Origin of the sequence: Azospirillum sp. TSO35-2 (assembly GCF_003116095.1) — a bacterium.
Taxonomy (GTDB): Bacteria; Pseudomonadota; Alphaproteobacteria; order Azospirillales; family Azospirillaceae; genus Azospirillum.
Genome location: NZ_LGRA01000018.1, coordinates 1,131,952 through 1,150,948 on the forward strand (window position 1 = coordinate 1,131,952; position 18,997 = coordinate 1,150,948).

Below are 18,997 nucleotides of genomic sequence, written 5' to 3' on the forward strand. Positions count from 1 at the left end.
GGGGTGAAACCTTCGACCCGTTGGCTTGTTTCCGTCCCGTGTTCCCGCGACACGTGTTCCATCAAACGCTTGCGAAAGTGCTGGACCCATGATCGATCGGCAGGACCGGCTCTGGTACAAGGATGCCGTCATCTATCAGCTTCACGTGAAGGCGTATTTCGACGCCGACAACGACGGCATCGGCGATCTCGCCGGCCTGACCCAGAAGCTGGACTACATCCAGGACCTGGGGGTAACGGCGATCTGGCTGCTGCCCTTCTACCCCTCGCCGTTGCGCGACGACGGCTACGACATCGCCGACTACACCTCGGTCAACCCGACCTACGGCGATCTGGAGGATTTCCGGCGCCTGCTGGAGGAGTGCCACAACCGCGGCCTGCGCGTCATCACGGAGCTGGTGATCAACCACACCTCCGACCAGCACCCGTGGTTCCAGCGCGCCCGTGAGGCGCCTCCCGGCTCCAACCACCGCGATTACTACGTCTGGTCCGACAGCGACCAGAAATACCAGGGCACCCGGATCATCTTCTGCGACACGGAGAAATCCAACTGGACCTGGGACCCGGTCGCCAACGCCTATTACTGGCACCGCTTCTATTCGCACCAGCCCGACCTGAACTTCGACAACCCCGAAGTCCTGGAAGAGGTGCTGAAGGTGATGCGCTTCTGGCTGGACATGGGGGTAGACGGGCTGCGGCTCGACGCCATCCCCTACCTGAAGGAGCGCGAGGGCACCAACAACGAGAATCTGCCGGAGACGCACGACGTCCTGAAGGCGATCCGCGCCGCGCTGGACGCGGAGTATCCCGACCGCATGCTGCTGGCCGAGGCGAACCAATGGCCGGAAGACGTGCTGCCCTATTTCGGCGACCCGGAGAAGGGTGGCGACGAATGCCACATGTCCTTCCACTTTCCGCTGATGCCGCGCATCTACATGGCGGTGGCGATGGAGGACCGGCACCCGATCGCCGACATCATGCGCCAGACCCCGGACATCCCGGCCGATTGCCAGTGGGCCATCTTCCTGCGCAACCATGACGAGCTGACGCTGGAGATGGTCACCGACAGCGAGCGCGACTATCTCTGGAACTTCTACGCCGCCGACCGCCGCATGCGGATCAACCTGGGCATCCGCCGCCGCCTCGCCCCGCTGCTGGAGAACGACCGCCGCAAGATCGAGCTGCTGAACAGCCTGCTGATGTCGATGCCCGGCACCCCCGTCGTCTATTACGGCGACGAGATCGGCATGGGCGACAACATCTACCTGGGCGACCGCGACGGCGTGCGCACGCCGATGCAATGGTCGATCGATCGCAACGGCGGCTTCTCGCGCGCCGACCCGGCGCGGCTCTACCTGCCGGCGGTGCTCGACCCGATCTACGGCTTCATGGCGGTGAACGTCGAGGCGCAGGGCCGCAACCCGTCCTCCTTCCTCAACTGGATCAAGCGGCTGGTGGCGGTGCGCAAGCAGCGCCAGAGCTTCGGCCGCGGCAGCTTCACGCTGCTCTACCCCGGCAACCGCAAGGTGCTGGCCTACATCCGCTGCCTGGAGACCGAGAGCGGCGCCGAGATGGTGCTGTGCGTCGCCAACCTCTCGCGCTCCGCCCAGGCGGTGGAGCTGGATTTGAGGAGCTTCAAGGGCCGCATCCCGGTCGAACTGCTCGGCCGCACCGTCTTTCCGCCGATCGGCGATCTGCCCTATCTGCTGACGCTGCCGGCCTACGGCTTCTACTGGTTCGCGCTGACCGCCGAGGCCGAGCTGCCGACCTGGCACGAGGCGCCGCCGGAACCGATGCCCGACCTGCTGACCATCGTCATGCGCGACGGCTGGAAGAGCCTGACCACCGGCAAGGCCGCCGACGAGCTGGGGCGCGACATCCTCCAGCATTACCTGCCGGCGCAGCGCTGGTTCTCCGCCAAGGACCGCCGCATCACCCACTCGCACGTCACCATGGCCGCCCATCTGGACGGGCCGGGCGACGGCTTCATGCTGGTCCGGACCCAGGTCGGGCTGGACGGCGACGCGCCGAACCAGATCTATTTCCTGCCGCTGGCGATGAGCTGGGAGAGCGGGGCGGGCGGCACCGGCTGGCCGCTGCTGCCCTACACGCTGGCGAAGGTGCGGCGCGGCCCGCGGACCGGCGCCCTGTACGACGCGGTGCAGGCCGACGGCTTCGCCCTGTCGCTGATCGAGGCGCTGCGGCGCGGCGAGACGCTGCAGGCGGCCTCCGGCGGCGACAGCATCCGCTTCGCCCCGACCGAGGCGCTGGCCGCCATCACGCTGTCGGAGGAACCGGAGGTCCGCCGTCTGGGCGTCGAGCAGAGCAACACGTCGGTGCTGGTCGACAGCCAGATCGTGCTGAAGGTGCTGCGCCGTCTGGTCGAGGGCGAGCATCCCGAGGTCGAGATGGGTCGTTTCCTGACCGAGGTGGCCGGCTTCGCCAACACCCCGGCCCTGCTGGGCGCGGTGGAGCAGGTGGCGGACGACGGCACGCCGACGGCGCTGGCCGTCGCCCAGGCCTTCGTCCGCAACCAGGGCGACGGCTGGGCCAGCACGGTGGAGGAGCTGGAGCGCGCGCTGGAGGACATCCGCCTGGGCGTCGCCGGCTCGACCGAGGATGCGGCGGAGGCGGGCGAGCCCTTCGGCATGCATCTGGTGATGATGACCACGCTCGGCCAGCGCACCGCCGAACTGCACCGGGCGCTGGCGCAGACGACCGGCAACCCGGCCTTCGATCCGGAACCGGTGACGGCCGCCGATCTGGCGGCCTGGACCGCCGCCGCCCGCGCCCAGGCCGAGGCCGCCTTCGCCGCGCTGCCCGGCACGCTCGACCGGCTGCCGGCCGACGTGCGGGCGGACGCCGAACGGCTTCTGGCCCGCCGCGACGAGGCGATGCAGCGCCTGAACGCGCTGGCGGGGATGAGCGTCGACAGCGTCAAGACCCGCATCCACGGCGATTATCACCTGGGACAGGTCCTGCGGGCGCAGAACGACTGGTACATCCTCGATTTCGAGGGCGAGCCGGTCAAGTCGCTGGACGAACGCCGCGCCAAGGTCAGCCCGCTGCGCGACGTCGCCGGCATGCTGCGTTCCTTCAACTACGCCGCCTGGGCGGCGCTGTTCCGGCTGGACAACGCCACCGAGGACGACAGCCCGGCGCTGGCAGCCGCCCGCGACTGGGAACGGCGCAGCGTCGAGTCGTTCCTCGACGGCTACCGCACCACCATCGAGGGCTGCGCCGCATGGCCGTCGCAGACCGAAACGGCGCGCGGCCTGCTGACGCTGTTCCTGCTGGAAAAGGCTTTCTATGAGATCGGTTACGAGGCGTCGAACCGGCCGAACTGGATCGGCATCCCGGTGAAGGGCGTGCTGGGCCTGCTCGACGATGCGAAAGAGGGCGACGGGAAAGAGGGAGGAGGCGGCCAATCCGCGGGATTGGTGTGACGAACCGGCTCCGCGTATGTTCACGTCCGGAGAAACGTACGGCAGGCTGTCCGCAGCCCCGATCCTTTTCGACCTGTCATTCCCGCGAAGGCGGGAATCCAGAGGTCCCATGGGGTACGCTGTGGGAAAGCCTGCATCCCCGCCTGCGCGGGGATGACGGTGTCGATGAATGGTCCGGTTTGCAGGACCGTCCATGAGACGATAGGGCCTCCACAAGAAGGGCAGTTGGCAGATGGCGAGCGACATGACGACGGACACCCGCAAGGACCAGGCGCAGACCGGCGTCTCCGAAAGCCGTTCCGACGATCGTCGGCCCGATGACCCGTGGGCAGCGACCCTGCACGCGGCGGCCGACGCCATCGCGCGGGCCCAGCATGGCGACCCCTTCGCCGTGCTGGGCATGCAGCAGGAGGCGCCCGGCCGGCCGGTGGAGGTCCGCGCCTTCGTCCCCGGCGCCGAACGGCTGTGGGTGATCGACAGCGCCACCGGCGAGCCGGCGGGCGAGGCGGAGCTGATCCAGCCGGACGGCTTCTTCCGGGCGACGCTGGCCGACCGGACCGAGCGGTTCCGCTACCGCCTGCGCGTCCAGTACCCGCTGGCGACTGAGGAGTTCGAGGACGCCTACCGTTTCGGCAACATGCTGGGCGAGCTGGACGTCCACCTGCTGGGCGAGGGCACCCACCTGCGCGCCTACGAGAAGCTGGGCGCCCACCCGCGCGAGGTCGACGGCGTCGCCGGGGTGTCCTTCGCCGTCTGGGCGCCGAGCGCCCGGAACGTCAGCGTGGTCGGCGACTTCAACAACTGGGACGGCCGCCGCCTGCCGATGCGCCGGCGCGTCGAGGTTGGCGTGTGGGAGATCTTCGTTCCCCACGCCACCGCCGGCCAGCGCTACAAGTTCGAGATCCGGGGGCCCAACGGCAATCTGGTGCCGGCCAAGGCCGACCCCTACGCCTTCCAGGCGGAGATGCGGCCGGCCACCGCCTCGGTCGTCCATGGCCTGCCCTCCTACGAGTGGCGCGACCAGGAGTGGCAGAGCCGCAAGCTGGCCAGTTCCGACCGCAACGCCCCGGTGTCGATCTACGAGGTGCATCTCGGCTCCTGGGCGCGCATCCCGGAGGAGGACAACCGCTTCCTGACCTATCAGGAGCTGGCGGAGCGGCTGATCCCCTACGTCAAGGAGATGGGCTTCACCCACATCGAGCTGCTGCCGATCACCGAGCATCCGTTCGACGGCTCCTGGGGCTACCAGCCCATCGGCCTGTACGCGCCGACCTCCCGCCACGGCTCGCCGGAAGACTTCAAGGATTTCGTCAACGCCTGCCACCGCGCCGGGCTGGGCGTCCTGCTCGACTGGGTGCCCGGCCATTTCCCGACCGACCCGCACGGGCTGGGCGATTTCGACGGCACGCATCTCTACGAGCACGCCGACCCGCGCCAGGGCTTCCACCAGGACTGGAACACCCTGATCTACAATTTTGGCCGTACCGAGGTGCAGAACTTCCTGCTGGGCAACGCGCTGTTCTGGCTGGACCATTACAAGCTGGACGGCCTGCGCGTCGACGCCGTCGCCTCCATGCTGTACCTCGACTACAGCCGCAAGGAGGGGGAGTGGATCCCCAACAAGTTCGGCGGCCGCGAGAACCTGGAATCGATCGCCTTCCTCAAGCGGATGAACGAGCTGGTCTATGGCCAGCAGCCCGGCGCGATGACGGTGGCGGAGGAATCGACCTCCTGGCCGATGGTGTCGAAGCCGACCTACCTGGGCGGCCTCGGCTTCGGCTACAAGTGGAACATGGGGTGGATGCACGACACGCTGCACTACATGCAGAACGATCCGATCCACCGCCGCTACCATCACCACCAGATGACCTTCGGGCTGATCTACCAGTTCTCGGAGAACTTCGTCCTGCCCTTGAGCCATGACGAGGTGGTGCACGGCAAGGGCTCGCTGATCAACAAGATGCCGGGCGACGACTGGCAGAAGTTCGCCAACCTGCGGGCCTATTACGGCTTCATGTTCGCCCATCCCGGCAAGAAGCTGCTGTTCATGGGTTGCGAGTTCGCCCAGTGGCGCGAGTGGAACTACGCCCAGAGCCTGGACTGGCACCTGCTGGACCAGCCGATGCACAAGGGGATGCGCGACCTGATGCGTGACCTGAACGGCCTCTACCGCGAGCTGGAGCCGCTGCACAAGACCGACTGCGACCCGTCCGGTTTCGAGTGGATCGAGTCGAACGACAACGAGAACTCGGTCTTCACCTTCCTGCGCAAGGCCGACGACCCCGAGCACATCGTCATCGCTGTCTGCAACTTCACGCCGGTCCCGCGCCAGGGCTACCGCGTCGGCGTGCCGCTGCCCGGCCGCTACGTCGAGCGGATCAACACCGACGACCGCAAGTATGGCGGCAGCGGCGTCGGCAACGACGGCGGCATCTACGCCGAGGCCACCCCGTGGCACGGCCGTACCCACTCGCTGGACCTGACCATCCCGCCGCTGGGCACGCTGATTCTGGAGCGGCGGGGCGACCAATAGCGGCCGGCGCCGGCGGCGCACTCTGCCCCAACCTCCCTTGACGGCGGTGGAGGGAGGCTTTCTTATTGGATCCGTTGTGCCTTTTTGGAGATCCGGGCAACCGGGCCTTGGCTGATGATCGATAAGAGACGCCTTCCCTCCGCCGCCGAGGTGGTGCGGACCTTGCGGGGGAACCGCGAGGCGCTGCGCCGCCGGGGGGTTCTGCACGCCGCGTTTCTGCCGGGATTTCCAACCTGCGCTTACCGACGTTACAAGCCCGTGATAGGAAGGAAAAACCTGTTTCCGGTCGCGGAGGCTTTCGCATGTCCAGGCGCTGCGTCCTGATGTCCGATCACAAGATGCGGCACCGCCGTCCTGCCGCGCAATCGGATGGAACAATGGAACGGATCTCGGATTCTGTTCCGTCCGGTTTCAAACGTTCCATTCGCCACGGGAGCATCGGCGAAGCAATAGCCCTCTCCCCCCTGGGGAGAGGGTGGCCCGGAGGGCCGGTGAGGGGGATGCGCGGCGGCCGTTTCCTGGCCGGCGGCAGGCATCGTTGCCGCATTCTCGTCAGTCTCCGCTGTGCAATTCTCTCGCTCAACCCCCTTCCCGCTTTCGGGGGACCCGAGGTTCGCCGGTCGCATCGGCGCAAATTTCGTTTGCGCGTGAGCGGGGGGGCGAGGGTTCGTTCGCAGCCGCTTTTAAACAGACAGGCCATCCCCTGATGCCCCCCACCCCCGTCCGTACCCCGGTCTGGCCCGGCAAGCCCCATCCGCTGGGTGCCACCTGGGACGGGTTCGGCGTCAATTTCGCGCTGTTTTCCGCCAACGCCGAGTGGGTGGAACTCTGCCTGTTCGACAAGACCGGCCAGCGCGAGGTGGAGCGGATCACCCTGCCCGAACACACCGACGAGGTGTGGCACGGCTACCTGCCCGATGCCCGGCCCGGCCAGCTCTACGGCTACCGCGTCCATGGCCCCTACGAGCCGGAGGAGGGGCACCGCTTCAACCCCAACAAGCTGCTGCTCGATCCCTACGCCCGGGCGCTGTTCGGCGGCTTCAAATGGTCGGACGCCCATTACGGCTACCGGGTCGGCTCGACGCGCGAGGATCTGTCCTTCGACCGGCGCGACAACGCCCGCGGCATGCCGAAATGCCGGGTGGTGGACGGCGCCTTCACCTGGGGGCATGACCGGCACCGCACCATCCCCTGGACCGACACCGTCGTCTACGAGACGCATGTCCGCGGCTTCACCATGCGCCATCCGGACGTGCCGGCCCACCTGCGCGGCACCTTCGCCGGCCTGTCGACGCAGAGCGTCATCGAGTATCTGCGGGCGCTCGGCATCACCTCGGTGGAGTTCCTGCCGGTCCAGGCGGTGGCCGACGAACAGCATCTGGTCACCCGCGGGATGACCAACTACTGGGGCTACAACACCATCGGCTTCTTCGCGCCGGAGCCGCGCTACATGACCACCGGCGTCCTGTCGGAGTTCAAGACGATGGTCGCCCGCCTGCACGAGGCGGGGATCGAGGTCATCCTCGACGTCGTCTACAACCACACCGCCGAAGGCAACCATCTGGGGCCGACCCTGTCCTTCAAGGGCATCGACAACCTCAGCTACTACCGGCTGATGCCCGACAGCCCGCGCCACTACATCAACGACACCGGCACCGGCAACACCCTGAACCTCAGCCACCCGCGGGTGGTGCAGATGGTGATGGATTCCTTGCGCTACTGGGTGACGGAGATGCATGTCGACGGTTTCCGCTTCGACCTCGCCACTGTGCTGGCGCGCGAGCCCTACGGCTACGACCCCGGCTCGGGCTTCCTCGACGCGGTGCGGCAGGACCCGGTGCTGGCCGACGTCAAGCTGATCGCCGAGCCGTGGGACATCGGCCCCGGCGGCTATCAGGTCGGCAATTTCCCGCCGGGCTGGGCGGAGTGGAACGACCGCTACCGCGACACGGTGCGCCGCTACTGGCGCGGCGACGACGGCATGCTGCCGGAACTGGCCGGCCGCATCGCCGGCTCCGCCGACCTGTTCGAGAAGCGCGGGCGCCGCCCCTGGGCCAGCGTGAACTTCATCACCGCCCATGACGGCTTCACCCTGCACGACCTCGTCACCTTCAACGACAAGCACAATTGGGCCAACGGCGAGGACAACCGCGACGGCCATTCCGCCAACTGCTCGTGGAACCACGGGGTGGAGGGGGAGACCGCCGACGTCGGCGTCAACGAACTGCGGGCGCGGCAGAAGCGCAACCTGCTGGCGACGCTGATGCTGTCGCAAGGCACCCCGATGATGCTCGCCGGCGACGAGCTGGACCACAGCCAGAAGGGCAACAACAACGCCTATTGCCAGGACAACGACATCACCTGGCTCGACTGGTCGAAGCGCGACGGGGCGCTGGTGCCCTTCGTCCGCCGGCTGATCGCGCTGCGGCGGGCGCATCCGGTGCTGCGCCGCCCGACCTTCCTGCACGGACGGGAGGTGGCGGCCAACGGGCTGAAGGACATCGTCTGGTACAACGCGCAAGGGCTGGAGAAGACCGCCGAGCATTGGCGCAACACCCAGGCCCGCTGCATCGTCCTGCTGCTGAACGGCCGCGCCGGCAACCATGTCGGCCCCGACGGCCAGCCGCTGTCGGACGGCGTGCTGCTGATTGTGCTGAACGCCCACGCCGACACGCTGGGCGTGACCCTGCCCGATGTGCCGGGCGGTCGCGGCTGGCGCTGCGTGCTCGACACCCGCGTCGCCGACGGGGCGGGGGACGAGCGCATGCATCTGGCCGGCCGGGCGCTGCTGGTCGACGGGCGCACCGTGCTGGTCTTCACGCTGGTCGAACAGCCGGGGCTGTGACGCCGGGGCCCGGTTCCCTGCGTTCCTTTGCCCACTGTCCAGCCGGCTGGAGAGATGCTACCGAGACGAGCGGCGACAAGGCGTGCTACCCTCATGGTCGCAGCGGAGCTTCGGGACGGAACCATGCCGGATTACGATTTCTCGCAGGTCGACGCCGCGATCATCGACAACCAGCTCAACACCGCGCGTGTGTTCCGCGACGTGCTGATCCGCATGGGCTTCCGCCGGGTGGAGCTGTTCGATTCGGTCAAGGCCGCCGCCGGGCTGCTGACCGCCGCGATGCCGGACCTGATCCTGGTTGACGCCGACGCCGAGGATGGCGAGGCCTTCCGCTTCATCCGCACGCTGCGCAACGAACCGACCGTGCCCAACCCGTTCACCTGCGTGATCGCCACCACCTGGGCCCCGACGCCGGCGCTGCTGACCCGCGCCACCAACGTCGGCGGCGACGACCTGCTGATGAAGCCGGTGTCGCCCAAGCAGGTGCGCGACCGCATCGTCAGCCTGATCGAATCGCGCAAGGGCTTCGTCGTCACCGCCGACTACACCGGCCCCGACCGCCGCAAATCGCCGCGGGACGGCGCGCAGGTGCCGGTGCTGGACGCGCCCAACACGCTGCGCCTGAAGGCGACCGGACAGTGGACCCAGTCCGGCGTGCGGATGCTGCTGAACGAGGCGATCGCCACCGTCGCCACGCAGAAACGGCTGCGCGCCAGCATCCAGGTCGCCTTCCTGGCCGAATTCGCCATGGTCGGGTTGGCGCGGGCCACGCCGGACCGGATGGCGGTCGACCATGTCGGCCGCATCGGCGGCTTTCTCGACGATCTGCTGCGCCGGCTCGACGGCGATGGCGACCACGCCCCGGTCGAGGCGGTCGCCCGCGCCGTCAAGACGCTGGTCGAGACGATCCTCAGCCGGGTGCAGGCCGGCCCGGCCGGTGCCGACGATCTCGCCCAGTTGCAGACGCTGTCGCGCGCGCTGATGCAGGCCGTCGACCCCGACCGCCCGCTGGAGGCGATGACCCGCGAGGTTTCGACCGCGGTCACCGGCTATCGCGCCCGGCTGGAGCAGATGGCCCAGGCCAAGGCCGCCGCAGCCGCCGCAGCCGCGCCGGCCGATCCCGCCGCGGCGATGCCGCCGCCGGCCGCCGGCGCACCGGATGCCCTGGTGTCGGCGTCTGCGCGTCCGGGCGGCTGATGCCGCGCCGATGGCATAGGCCGCCGGGCGGCATTGACGTCGTCCGCCATCGCGCCAATCCCTATGCCTCCACCACGACGTTTTGCACAACCCGCGGGGACCCTGCATGAGTGATCTCGACCGGCTGGCCGATCTGCTTGGACTCGAACCCGTCTACCACGACATCTGGGGACACCGGCGCGAGACCTCCGTCGCCACCAAACGGGCGCTGATCGCGGCGATGGGGCTGAGCGCCGCCACGGACGACGATGTCGCCGCCAGCCTGCGAACGGTCGAGCGGCGGGCCTGGAGCCGCCCGTTGCCGCCGGTCCTGGTCACCGTGGAAGGGCAGGGCATCACCTTGCCGGTCGCCCTGCCGGCCGGTCTCGACGACGCCACCCTGGCCTGGGAACTGACGCCTGAGGACGGCGCGCCGCAGCGGGACCGCGCCACGGTGCGCGACCTGCCGCTGGTCGACCACGCCAACGTCGATGGTCGCCATTATGAACGCCGGGCGCTCGGTGGGCGGCTGCCGGTGTCGCTGCCGACCGGCTACCACCGGCTGGAGGTGCGCGTGGAGGCCGCCGAAGGGGCGCCCGGGGGGGTGGACGGCCCGACCGGCACCACCACCCTGATCGTCACGCCCGAGCGCTGCGTGACGGTGGAGGAGATGGTGCCCACCGGGCGGGTCTGGGGCATTGGCCTGCAGGTCTATTCGCTGCGCTCCGACCGCGACTGGGGGATGGGTGACTTCGGCGACCTGGCCGGCTTCGCGGAGGTCGCCGGGCGGCTCGGTGCCGGGCTGGTCGGGCTGAACCCGCTGCACGCGCTGTTCCCGGCCGATCCCCACCACATCGGCCCCTATTCGCCGTCCAGCCGTCATTTCCTCAACATCCTCTACATCGACCCGACCGCAGTGCCTGAGCTGGCCGACGCTGCCGACCTCCGCTCGCGCCTCGCCGATCCGGCCTTCCAGGAGGCGCTGGCCGCCGCGCGCGATGCCGAGCTGGTCGATTACCCGGCTGTGGCGGCGCTGAAGCTGCCGGTGTTGGAGGCGCTGCACGCCCGCTTCCGCGACCTGCCGGCCGACCACCCGCGCAAGGTGGCCTACGCGACGTTCCGGCAGGCCATCGGCCCGGCGCTGGACCGTCACGCCCGGTTCGACGCCCTGCACGAGCATTTCTTCCGCCGCGACCCGTCGCAATGGATGTGGCGGACCTGGCCGGCCGCCTTCCAGGACCCGGACAGCGCCGAGGTCGCCGCATTCGCCGCCGAGCATGCCGGGCGGGTCGACTTTTTCGCCTGGGCGCAGTTCGAAGCCGACCGTCAGCTGGGCGAGGCCGCGGCGCGCGGCCGGGCCGCTGGCCTGACCATGGGGTTCTACCGCGACCTTGCCGTCGCCGCCCATCCCGGCGGCGGGGCGGCCTGGGCCGACTCCGCGATCCTGGTGCAGGGCGCCAACGTCGGCGCGCCGCCTGACCAGTTCAACCTGAAGGGCCAGAACTGGGGTCTGTCGCCGCTGTCGCCGGTGGGGCTGCGCGAGGCCGCCTACCGCCCCTTCATCGAGCTGCTGCGCGCCAACATGCGCCACGCCGGCGCCCTGCGCATCGACCATGTCATGGCCTTGCAGCACCTGTTCTGGATCCCGGAGGACGGCAGCGACGGCGCCTACGTCGCCTATCCGTTCGAGGACCTGCTGCGCATCGTGGCGTTGGAAAGCCGGCGCAACCGCTGCGTCGTGATCGGCGAGGATCTGGGCACCGTGCCCGAGGGGTTCCGCCCGGCGCTGGAGCGCGCCGGCATCCTCAGCTACCGCGTGCTCTATTTCGAACGCACGCCCGACGGTGGCTTCAAGCCGCCGGGCGAGTACCCCGCCGGGTCGATGGCGACGGTCAGCACCCATGATCTGGCGCCGTTCAAGGGCTTCTGGACCGGCCGCGACCTCGACTGGCGGCAGCGGCTGGGCCTTTACCCTGACGACGCGATGCGCGACAAGGACCGCTGGGACCGCGGTGTCGACCGCTGGCGCCTGTTGCAGGCGTTGTCCCGCGAAGGTCTGCGCCCGGCCAGCTACCCCAGCGACGAGGGAGACCAGCCCTTCCGCACCGAGCTGTCGGCCGCCGTCCACGCCTATCTGGCGCGCAGTCCGGCCTGCATCGTCATGGCGCAGATCGAGGACGCGCTGTGCGACGACGAGCAGCCGAACCTGCCCGGCACCGTCGACCAGCACCCGAATTGGCGCCGCCGGCTCCACCGCCGCCTGGACGAGTTGGAATCCGACGACGATCTCCGCCAGATCGTCGCCCCTCTGGCCAAAGCCACCACCCACTGACCGACCACCCATTCCGCCGGCCGAGGGAAACCCCAGCCGGCGGAGCCCCGCCGAAGAAAAATGCATCCACAGCAAAAAAAGCTCTTCACAGCCCGTCACGTCATCGCTATAAACCCGCCCACACCACGGGGCACGGCGAACGAGCCGCCCCGGTGACGGTCTGGGGGATCGTCTAGCGGTAGGACAGCGGACTCTGACTCCGCCAGCCTAGGTTCGAATCCTAGTCCCCCAACCAACTCTCACGACCTCCCTTTAGAATCAAGCACTTGGCTCCGCCGCCCCTGCAACGATCCGCAGGTGGTGCCCATGGCTGCTGCCCAAAGCTGCTGCCCAAGCGCCGCCCGGACCCGTCCGAGCATCGAGCATGGGCCAGACCGCGCACCTCGTCCTCCGCCACCAGATCTGGCACTGGCGCCGCCGCGTGCCGTCCGACTTGCAGCTGACCGCCCCGCGCGGGAGACTGAGCGTGTCGCTCGGTACGGGCGTCCTCCGAGGAGCTCGGCGCATCGCCCTGCTGCTCGACCTCGCGCTGGAGGAGTTGCGCATGCATCAGGCACCGCTGGACCCCGCCACGCTGACCTCCATCCTCACCCGGGTGCGCGACGACGCCCTGGCCGCCGACCAAGCCGAACGCGCCCAGCAGCCGCCGGACCTGAGGTTCGTCCCGCGTCCCACGGCGGCGCGCCGCATCGTGGTGCCGGAGGACCTCGCCCAGTCCTTGCTGCACTGGCTGGCCAAGCAAGGACCGATAACCGGCATGGATGACGCCGAACTGAAGGATCCGGACAAGGGCCGGGCCGATGGGATTGCGGCAGGTCCATCCGTTGGCGCTCCAACCCGAGGCGGCGACGACCAGACCACCACCATGGTGGACGGGCTCGCCGAAGGTGGGCCTGTCCACCGGGGCCCCTGGCTGCCGCCGGATTTGGACCGCGCCATTCGCGACTTCGTCGCGGAGAACCCTCCACCGCCGGCGCAACTGACGACGGCGCGCGCCGCCTCGACGATCCGCGCCACCATTGCCCAAGGCGTGCAGGGAGCGTACCTGGACGCCGCGCGCCGCAACGACCGCCCTATGGCGCAGGCCTATGTCCAGCGCGCTGTTGAGCGGTTGGAGACGGAGGGCATCGCCGTTGACCCGAGCAGCCGCGGCGTCCTGGAACGCCAAGCCCTGTCGGTGCTCAGCGCCGTGCATGGTCAGGCAGCCTCGAGTGAACGCGCACCGCCGGAGATCGTGCTGGCCCCGCCGGGCTCACCCAAGGCTCGCCAGGCGGCACTTCAGACCGCTGTGGCTTCGTCGCCCGCCACGACACCCGTCGCGGCCCCTTCTGCGCCCGCACTCCGCAAGGCGGTGCCGACGATTACGGAGATGCTGCAGAAGTGCATCAAGCTCAAGCAGAACAAGGGCTGGAACGACAAGTCCATCGCCGATGCGACCACCAGCATCCGAATGTTTACGGAGTACCGGGGCGACGTGCCCATTGACCAGGTGACCAGCGCGGACGCAAGCGACTACAAGGCGCTACTTCTCGATATGCCGAAACTCGCCGGCAAGGGACGATTCGCCAAATTGACGATCAGGGATACGGTTGCCGAGGCGGACGCGCTCGAGCAGGCTCTGAACGACGATCAGGTGGACCCGTCAACTGCCCATGGCATCTATCATGACGAAGACGACGGCAGCTGGCACGTGGCACGTTACTCGTTGACGACGATTAACAAACACATCAATTTTTTGAACGTGGTCTTCGCGGCCGGCATGAAGTATCTGGACCGAAAGGAAGGCGAATCTGTCTTCGCTAGCGAGTACTACGACAAGGCGCTGGTCAAGGAGCACCGCCGGAAGCGGCTCGCGTACGAGGTGAGCGAGTTGGAACACCTGTTCCGCTCACCGGCGTGGGCCGGCTGCGTCGACGATCGCCTGCGCGCCACGCCTTCCAGCAGCCCGCCACCGCGCGATGCCCGGTTCTGGGGGCCGCTCATCGGCGCGCACCAGGCATGCGGCTGGAAGAGATCCTCCAGTTGCAGCCGGACGATGTGGGCGAGGAGGGCGGTATTGCCGTCTTCCGCATCCGCAAGGGTGCAGGGCGGACCCTCAAGACCGCGGCGAGCGCCCGCACGATTCCCGTCCACTCGTCGTTAGTCCGTATCGGCTTGCTGAAGCATGCGGAGGAACGCCGAGCCGAGGGCGCGCCCCTGCTGTTCCCCGAGTTGAAGCGCGGCGGCGGGTTCGGTACGTACGGCCACGCGTACAGCCTGTGGTGGACGGAGTACCGCCGGGCGATCGGGATCTACCAGCCCGGCCAGGATTTCCATAGCTTCCGGACGACCGTGAACACGCACCTTCTTTGCAGGAGATGCAACGAGACGATGATCAAGGCGCTGCTCGGCCACAGCGTGGCCGGTGACATCACGACGGACGACTACAACGCGGGGCTGAGCCTTGCCGATCTGCAGCAGGCACTGGAACTCTGGCAGTTCGACCTCAGCCATCTGCAAGGTTGATGGACAACCCGCGCGGGCGCTCCCTGTTCGGTCCGGGATAGGGAACCACCCTGGAGCGCTCAATCACCGAAGGTGATATGGCGCGGCTGCAACTGGCGAGAAATGGAGCCTACAGCGGCCCGCGTCGCCCCTGTTTTGCGACATGGTTACGGGCCGCTGCTGATCCAAAGCGTACGACCGTTCAAGACTGCAGAGCGCCAGGAGCGCGAATACTCAGCTGTTGTGCCGAGGCGTCAACGAAACGTCAATCAAAGCCCTGCTCGTCCACAGCGCCAATGGCGATATCACTGCCCAAGATTACAACGTGTTTCTGATGATAGCCGATCTCCGTCGAGCGCTGGAACTTTGGCATTTTGATCTCAACCACTCGATTGGCTGACCAGCTCAGTCTCAACGGGATCATGATTCTCCGTCAGCCGAAGAGGGACGGCGGCGGGTTTGAGTCGGTTTTCATCGACCACCAACATCTATGGCTCTTCCATTCAAACCGATTACAATCAAACATTGTCGGCACGATGCTTTGCGATCGCAGCAGCGTCACGCATGCGTTGGTGGGCTGTCGCTTGCGGCGGCACCGGCGCCGGAGCCCAATGAGTGATTTCATCGTCGGTCACGAATATTTTGTAATCGTCTACCCAGTAACCCACCTGACTGACCCAACGAACAAAAATACAGTACTCATCACCCGGAGAATTCCAAGGCTGATGCTGCATGAAATCGTCCGACATGGCGACGATAATTCTCGATCCGTCGCGTGGAGCCGTTTCAATGGGCTGCCAGTCAAACATCGCCATTTCCCTTGTGTGTAGGAATTTATTTTGCATTGCAACATCCACTCCAAAATTTATGTACTTCGCCGAAGTCCTCTATGATCAAGCGCTGCCAAGATTACCATTCTCTGGTGAGCAGTGGGCTTCCAGGTTTCAGCCAATTTGAGCATCCGGTCGGCGTCATCCAGTGACATCGCATTACACCTTCGAGTCCGTGACGCGATTGCCCAGATGGCCTCCCAAAGAATGACACGCGTCCCATAGATCACGCTGTCGATGGTGCCGCTGGTGGCCACTCCTAGGGTCCGGACCCATAAAGAGCCTTTTCGTCAGGGAGCCGTTGTGATTCAACGCCCTGGAAAGGGGCTTTGCGATGAGCGACGGTCAGTTCTGGTTGACTGTGGAGCAATTTGGGCGGCTTGAGCCGCACCTTCCTCGCGACACCCGAGGCAAGCCGCGCGTGGACGATCACCGTGTGATCAGCGGAATCGTCCATGTGCTGAAGTCGGGCGGGCGCTGGGCGGATGCTCCACCGGTCTACGGTCCGCGCAAGACGCTCTACAACCGCTTCGTCCGCTGGGCGGCGAAGGGCGTGTGGGAGGACATCTTCCATGCCTTGGCCGCGGCGGGTGGCCCACCGGCCCAGGTAATGATCGACTCCACGGCCGTGCGCGCCCATCGATCGGCAAGCGGCGGCAAAGGGGGGAGCGCGCCCAGGCCATCGGACGGTCCCGTGGCGGACGAACCACCAAAATCCATGCCTTGAGCGATCCGCGTGGGCGGCCGCTCGCCTTCCTGCTGACCGGCGGTCAGGTTGCCGACTGCACCGCCGCCGACCGTCTGCTCGACCGGATGCCTGCCACCGACCTCCTGCACGGCGACAAGGGATACGACAGCGCCGCTGTTCGCCGGAAGATCGAAGAGGCCGGGGCCGCGCCCAACATCCCGCCACGCGCCAACAAGCGCTGGAAAAACTGCTTCTCACCCTACCTCTAACGGAACCGCAACGTCATCGAGCGTATGTTCGGACGCCTCAAGGACTTCCGGCGCATCGCCACCCGCTATGACCGCTCCGCTACCAACTTCATGGCGGCCGTCCACATCGCCGCAACCGTCGCCTACTGGTTATGAGTCTGGACCCTAGCATTACAGTTGCGATGGAACGACCCCCCGTCTGTTGAACAGGCTTTGGGAGGTCGCCATGTCCGGTGTCGCGGTCGAGGACCTGCTGGGGCTATGGTCAGACGAGTTGCGTGGAGCCAAGGCCCGGCTCCGGCCGCTGTTCTTGCAGTCAGGTACGGCGGCATCAGCCGGCGCGTTCCTGGACGGACTGCTTGGGCCGGAGCGGCGCAAGACCGGGTGGATGCGAGCCGAAGCCGCAGGTGATCGGGGACCCTGGCGTCAACAGGCGGTACTCGGCCGTACCTCCTGGGATGCCGACGCGCTGCGCGACGTGGTCCGCGACTACGCGCTCGATGCCTTGGCAGAGCCCGATGCCACGCTCGTCATCGACGAAACCGGCTTCCTCAAGCAGGGTAGAGCCTCCTGCGGCGTCGGGCGCCAGTACACCGGCTCGGCGGGAAAGATCACCAACTGCCAGATCGGCGTCTTCGCCGTCTACACCTCATCCAAGGGCCACGCCTTCATCGACCGGCGGCTCTACCTGCCCAAGGACTGGACGGGCAACCCAGACCGCCTCGCCAAGACCTACGTGCCCGAGGACGTGCGCTTCGCCACCAAGCCGGCCATAGCCGCCGCGATGGTGCGCCGGGCGATTGACGCGGAGGTGCCTTTCGCTTGGGTGGCAGCCGACAGCGTCTATGGCGTCGGTGAACTGGAGATGGTGTTGCGCCGTGCCGGCAAAGGCTACGTGCTCGGCGTGACCGGCAGTGACCTGAGACCGGAAAATTCCTCCGGGGAAAGGTAGAGTCCGTCATCGAGAGGAGACGGACGGATGAGACGCAGCCGATTCAGCGAGGAGCAGATCATTGGCATCCTGAAGGAGCAGGAGGCTGGTCAGAAGACGGCGGACGTGTGCCGCCGGCATGGGATCAGCGAGGCGACCTTCTACACCTGGAAGGCCAAGTACGGCGGGCTGGAGGTTTCCGAGGCGCGGCGGCTTAAGGCGCTCGAGGACGAGAACACGCGGCTGAAGAAGCTGCTGGCCGAGGCCATGCTGGACAACGCCATCCTGAAGGACGTCGCCGCAAAAAAATGGTGACGCCCGCGGCTATGCGGAATGCTGTTGCCCATGCCCGTGCCAGCCACGGCGTGAGCGAGCGGCGGGCGTGCCTTGTACTGGGAGCGGATCGCTCGACCGTGCGCTACCGCTCCCGGCGCCCGAACGATGCTGCTGTCCGTGAGCGGCTACGCGAGTTGTCGCGCCAACGGCGGCGCTTCGGTTATCGGCGGCTGCATCTGCTGCTGGCCCGCGAAGGCCATGCCATGAACCAGAAGAAGCTGCGCCGGCTCTACAGAGAGGAGAAACTCCAGGTGCGTCGGCGCGGTGGACGCAAGCGCGCCCTGGGCACGCGGGCGCCGCTGGTGCTGCCGCAAGGGCCGAACCAACGCTGGTCGCTGGACTTCGTCGCTGACGGCTTCAGCGACGGGCGGCGCTTCCGGATCCTGGCGGTGGTGGATGACTTCACGCGCGAGTGCCTGGCGCTGGTGGCCGACACCTCGCTGTCTGGCGCCCGCGTCGCCCGTGAACTCGACACCCTGATCGCCCGACGCGGCAAGCCGCGGCTGGTGGTCAGCGACAACGGGACCGAGTTGACCAGCATGGCCATCCTGCGTTGGAGCCAGGAGCACCGGGTGGAGTGGCACTACATCGCCCCCGGCAAGCCGATGCAGAACGGCTTCGTGGAGAGCTTCAACGGGCGACTGCGGGATGAATGCCTGAACGAGACGCTGTTTGCGTCGCTGTCTCACGCCCGGGCCGTCCTGGCCATCTGGAGGGAAGACTACAACCACATCCGGCCGCACTCCGGTCTCGGCGGCGCCACGCCCGCCGAGGTCGCCGCGGCCGCAACGCAAGCTGGGTTGGGGCATGCCCCAGCCCAGCTTGCCATCACTGCCCACTTCGGGCATCACAACTCACAGAGACTCTGCCAATGACCGGAGGAAACTTCGGTCTCAGGTCATGCTGCATCCGGCTCCCGTCGGTTTGAGGTGGTCCCCGTTTGCCGGACAGTTTGGCGGCTGGAATAAGCTTGGTTCAGGTTCGTGTCACGCCGCCAATCTGATCCGGTCCAGTGTGTGCCCTCGTAGGCCTCTGCCGGGGTTCTGCCGCCGAGCGCCGAGTGTGGGCGTTCGTGGATGCAATAATCGATCCAGTGGCCGATCCGGGCTCTGGCCTCGCTGCCCGTTTCGAAGGCGTGGAGGTAGACGC

General features: G+C 67.3%; 10 protein-coding genes, 1 tRNA gene and 2 pseudogenes. 11 read left to right on the top strand and 2 right to left on the bottom strand.

Annotated elements, in window-relative coordinates; translation table 11 throughout:
- Positions 1-88: 88 nt before the first annotated feature.
- From treS to TSO352_RS34020, 8 genes are all read left to right on the top strand, one after another.
- On the top strand, positions 89-3,445 hold the full coding sequence (gene treS, locus TSO352_RS16060; protein ID WP_109108267.1) for a maltose alpha-D-glucosyltransferase: 3,357 nt from the start codon (positions 89-91) through the stop codon (positions 3,443-3,445).
- Positions 3,446-3,689: 244 nt separating this feature from the next.
- Positions 3,690-5,978 carry a 1,4-alpha-glucan branching protein GlgB gene (gene glgB, locus TSO352_RS16065; RefSeq protein WP_247872159.1) on the top strand — a complete coding sequence of 763 codons (2,289 nt, stop codon included), beginning with the start codon at positions 3,690-3,692 and terminating at the stop codon, positions 5,976-5,978.
- A 706-nt stretch (positions 5,979-6,684) separates the two neighbouring features.
- Positions 6,685-8,823, top strand: coding sequence for a glycogen debranching protein GlgX (glgX, locus tag TSO352_RS16075; protein WP_109108269.1), 2,139 nt, complete (start codon positions 6,685-6,687; stop codon positions 8,821-8,823).
- A 123-nt stretch (positions 8,824-8,946) separates the two neighbouring features.
- The gene (locus tag TSO352_RS16080; protein WP_109108270.1) at positions 8,947-10,020 is read left to right on the top strand and encodes a response regulator; all 1,074 of its coding nucleotides are present in this window, start codon (positions 8,947-8,949) and stop codon (positions 10,018-10,020) included.
- A 106-nt stretch (positions 10,021-10,126) separates the two neighbouring features.
- Positions 10,127-12,331, top strand: a complete 2,205-nt coding sequence (gene malQ / locus TSO352_RS16085; protein WP_109108271.1) for a 4-alpha-glucanotransferase — start codon at positions 10,127-10,129, stop codon at positions 12,329-12,331.
- 161 nt (positions 12,332-12,492) lie between these two features.
- Positions 12,493-12,566 (top strand) — tRNA-Gln (locus tag TSO352_RS16090).
- Between the two features lie 129 nt (positions 12,567-12,695).
- On the top strand, positions 12,696-14,474 hold the full coding sequence (locus TSO352_RS16095; RefSeq protein ID WP_247872160.1) for a DUF6538 domain-containing protein: 1,779 nt from the start codon (positions 12,696-12,698) through the stop codon (positions 14,472-14,474).
- Positions 14,369-14,836 carry a hypothetical protein gene (locus tag TSO352_RS34020; protein WP_247872195.1) on the top strand — a complete coding sequence of 156 codons (468 nt, stop codon included), beginning with the start codon at positions 14,369-14,371 and terminating at the stop codon, positions 14,834-14,836. The genes TSO352_RS16095 and TSO352_RS34020 overlap by 106 nt, the downstream gene beginning before the upstream one ends.
- A gap of 497 nt (positions 14,837-15,333) precedes the next feature.
- On the opposite strand, the gene TSO352_RS16100 is transcribed toward TSO352_RS34020, so the two are convergent.
- Positions 15,334-15,624, bottom strand: coding sequence for a hypothetical protein (locus tag TSO352_RS16100; protein ID WP_109108272.1), 291 nt, complete (start codon positions 15,622-15,624; stop codon positions 15,334-15,336).
- Between the two features lie 355 nt (positions 15,625-15,979).
- Here TSO352_RS16100 and TSO352_RS16105 point away from each other — a divergent pair.
- The 3 genes and pseudogenes from TSO352_RS16105 (at position 15,980) to TSO352_RS16115 (ending at position 18,723) form a co-directional block, all read left to right on the top strand.
- Positions 15,980-16,737 (top strand): annotated as a pseudogene (locus tag TSO352_RS16105) (IS5-like element ISAzba5 family transposase).
- Positions 16,738-16,807: 70 nt separating this feature from the next.
- Positions 16,808-17,488, top strand: a pseudogene (locus TSO352_RS16110) (IS701 family transposase); the annotation flags it as partial.
- Positions 17,489-17,560: 72 nt separating this feature from the next.
- A protein-coding gene (locus TSO352_RS16115) for an IS3 family transposase (protein WP_109106248.1) occupies positions 17,561-18,723 on the top strand; the annotation gives its coding sequence in 2 pieces (ribosomal slippage) (positions 17,561-17,810 and positions 17,810-18,723; 1,164 coding nt in all).
- A gap of 23 nt (positions 18,724-18,746) precedes the next feature.
- On the opposite strand, the gene TSO352_RS34025 is transcribed toward TSO352_RS16115, so the two are convergent.
- Positions 18,747-18,997 (bottom strand): integrase core domain-containing protein (locus TSO352_RS34025; RefSeq protein WP_247872161.1); only part of this gene is annotated, 251 nt, incomplete at its 5' end.

Coding starts and splice junctions, on each gene's coding strand:
- treS (WP_109108267.1), top strand. CDS start 89: ATGATCGATCGGCAGGACCGGCTCTGGTACAAGGATGCCGTCATCTAT.
- glgB (WP_247872159.1), top strand. CDS start 3,690: ATGACGACGGACACCCGCAAGGACCAGGCGCAGACCGGCGTCTCCGAA.
- glgX (WP_109108269.1), top strand. CDS start 6,685: ATGCCCCCCACCCCCGTCCGTACCCCGGTCTGGCCCGGCAAGCCCCAT.
- TSO352_RS16080 (WP_109108270.1), top strand. CDS start 8,947: ATGCCGGATTACGATTTCTCGCAGGTCGACGCCGCGATCATCGACAAC.
- malQ (WP_109108271.1), top strand. CDS start 10,127: ATGAGTGATCTCGACCGGCTGGCCGATCTGCTTGGACTCGAACCCGTC.
- TSO352_RS16095 (WP_247872160.1), top strand. CDS start 12,696: ATGGGCCAGACCGCGCACCTCGTCCTCCGCCACCAGATCTGGCACTGG.
- TSO352_RS16100 (WP_109108272.1), bottom strand. CDS start 15,624: ATGTTTGACTGGCAGCCCATTGAAACGGCTCCACGCGACGGATCGAGA.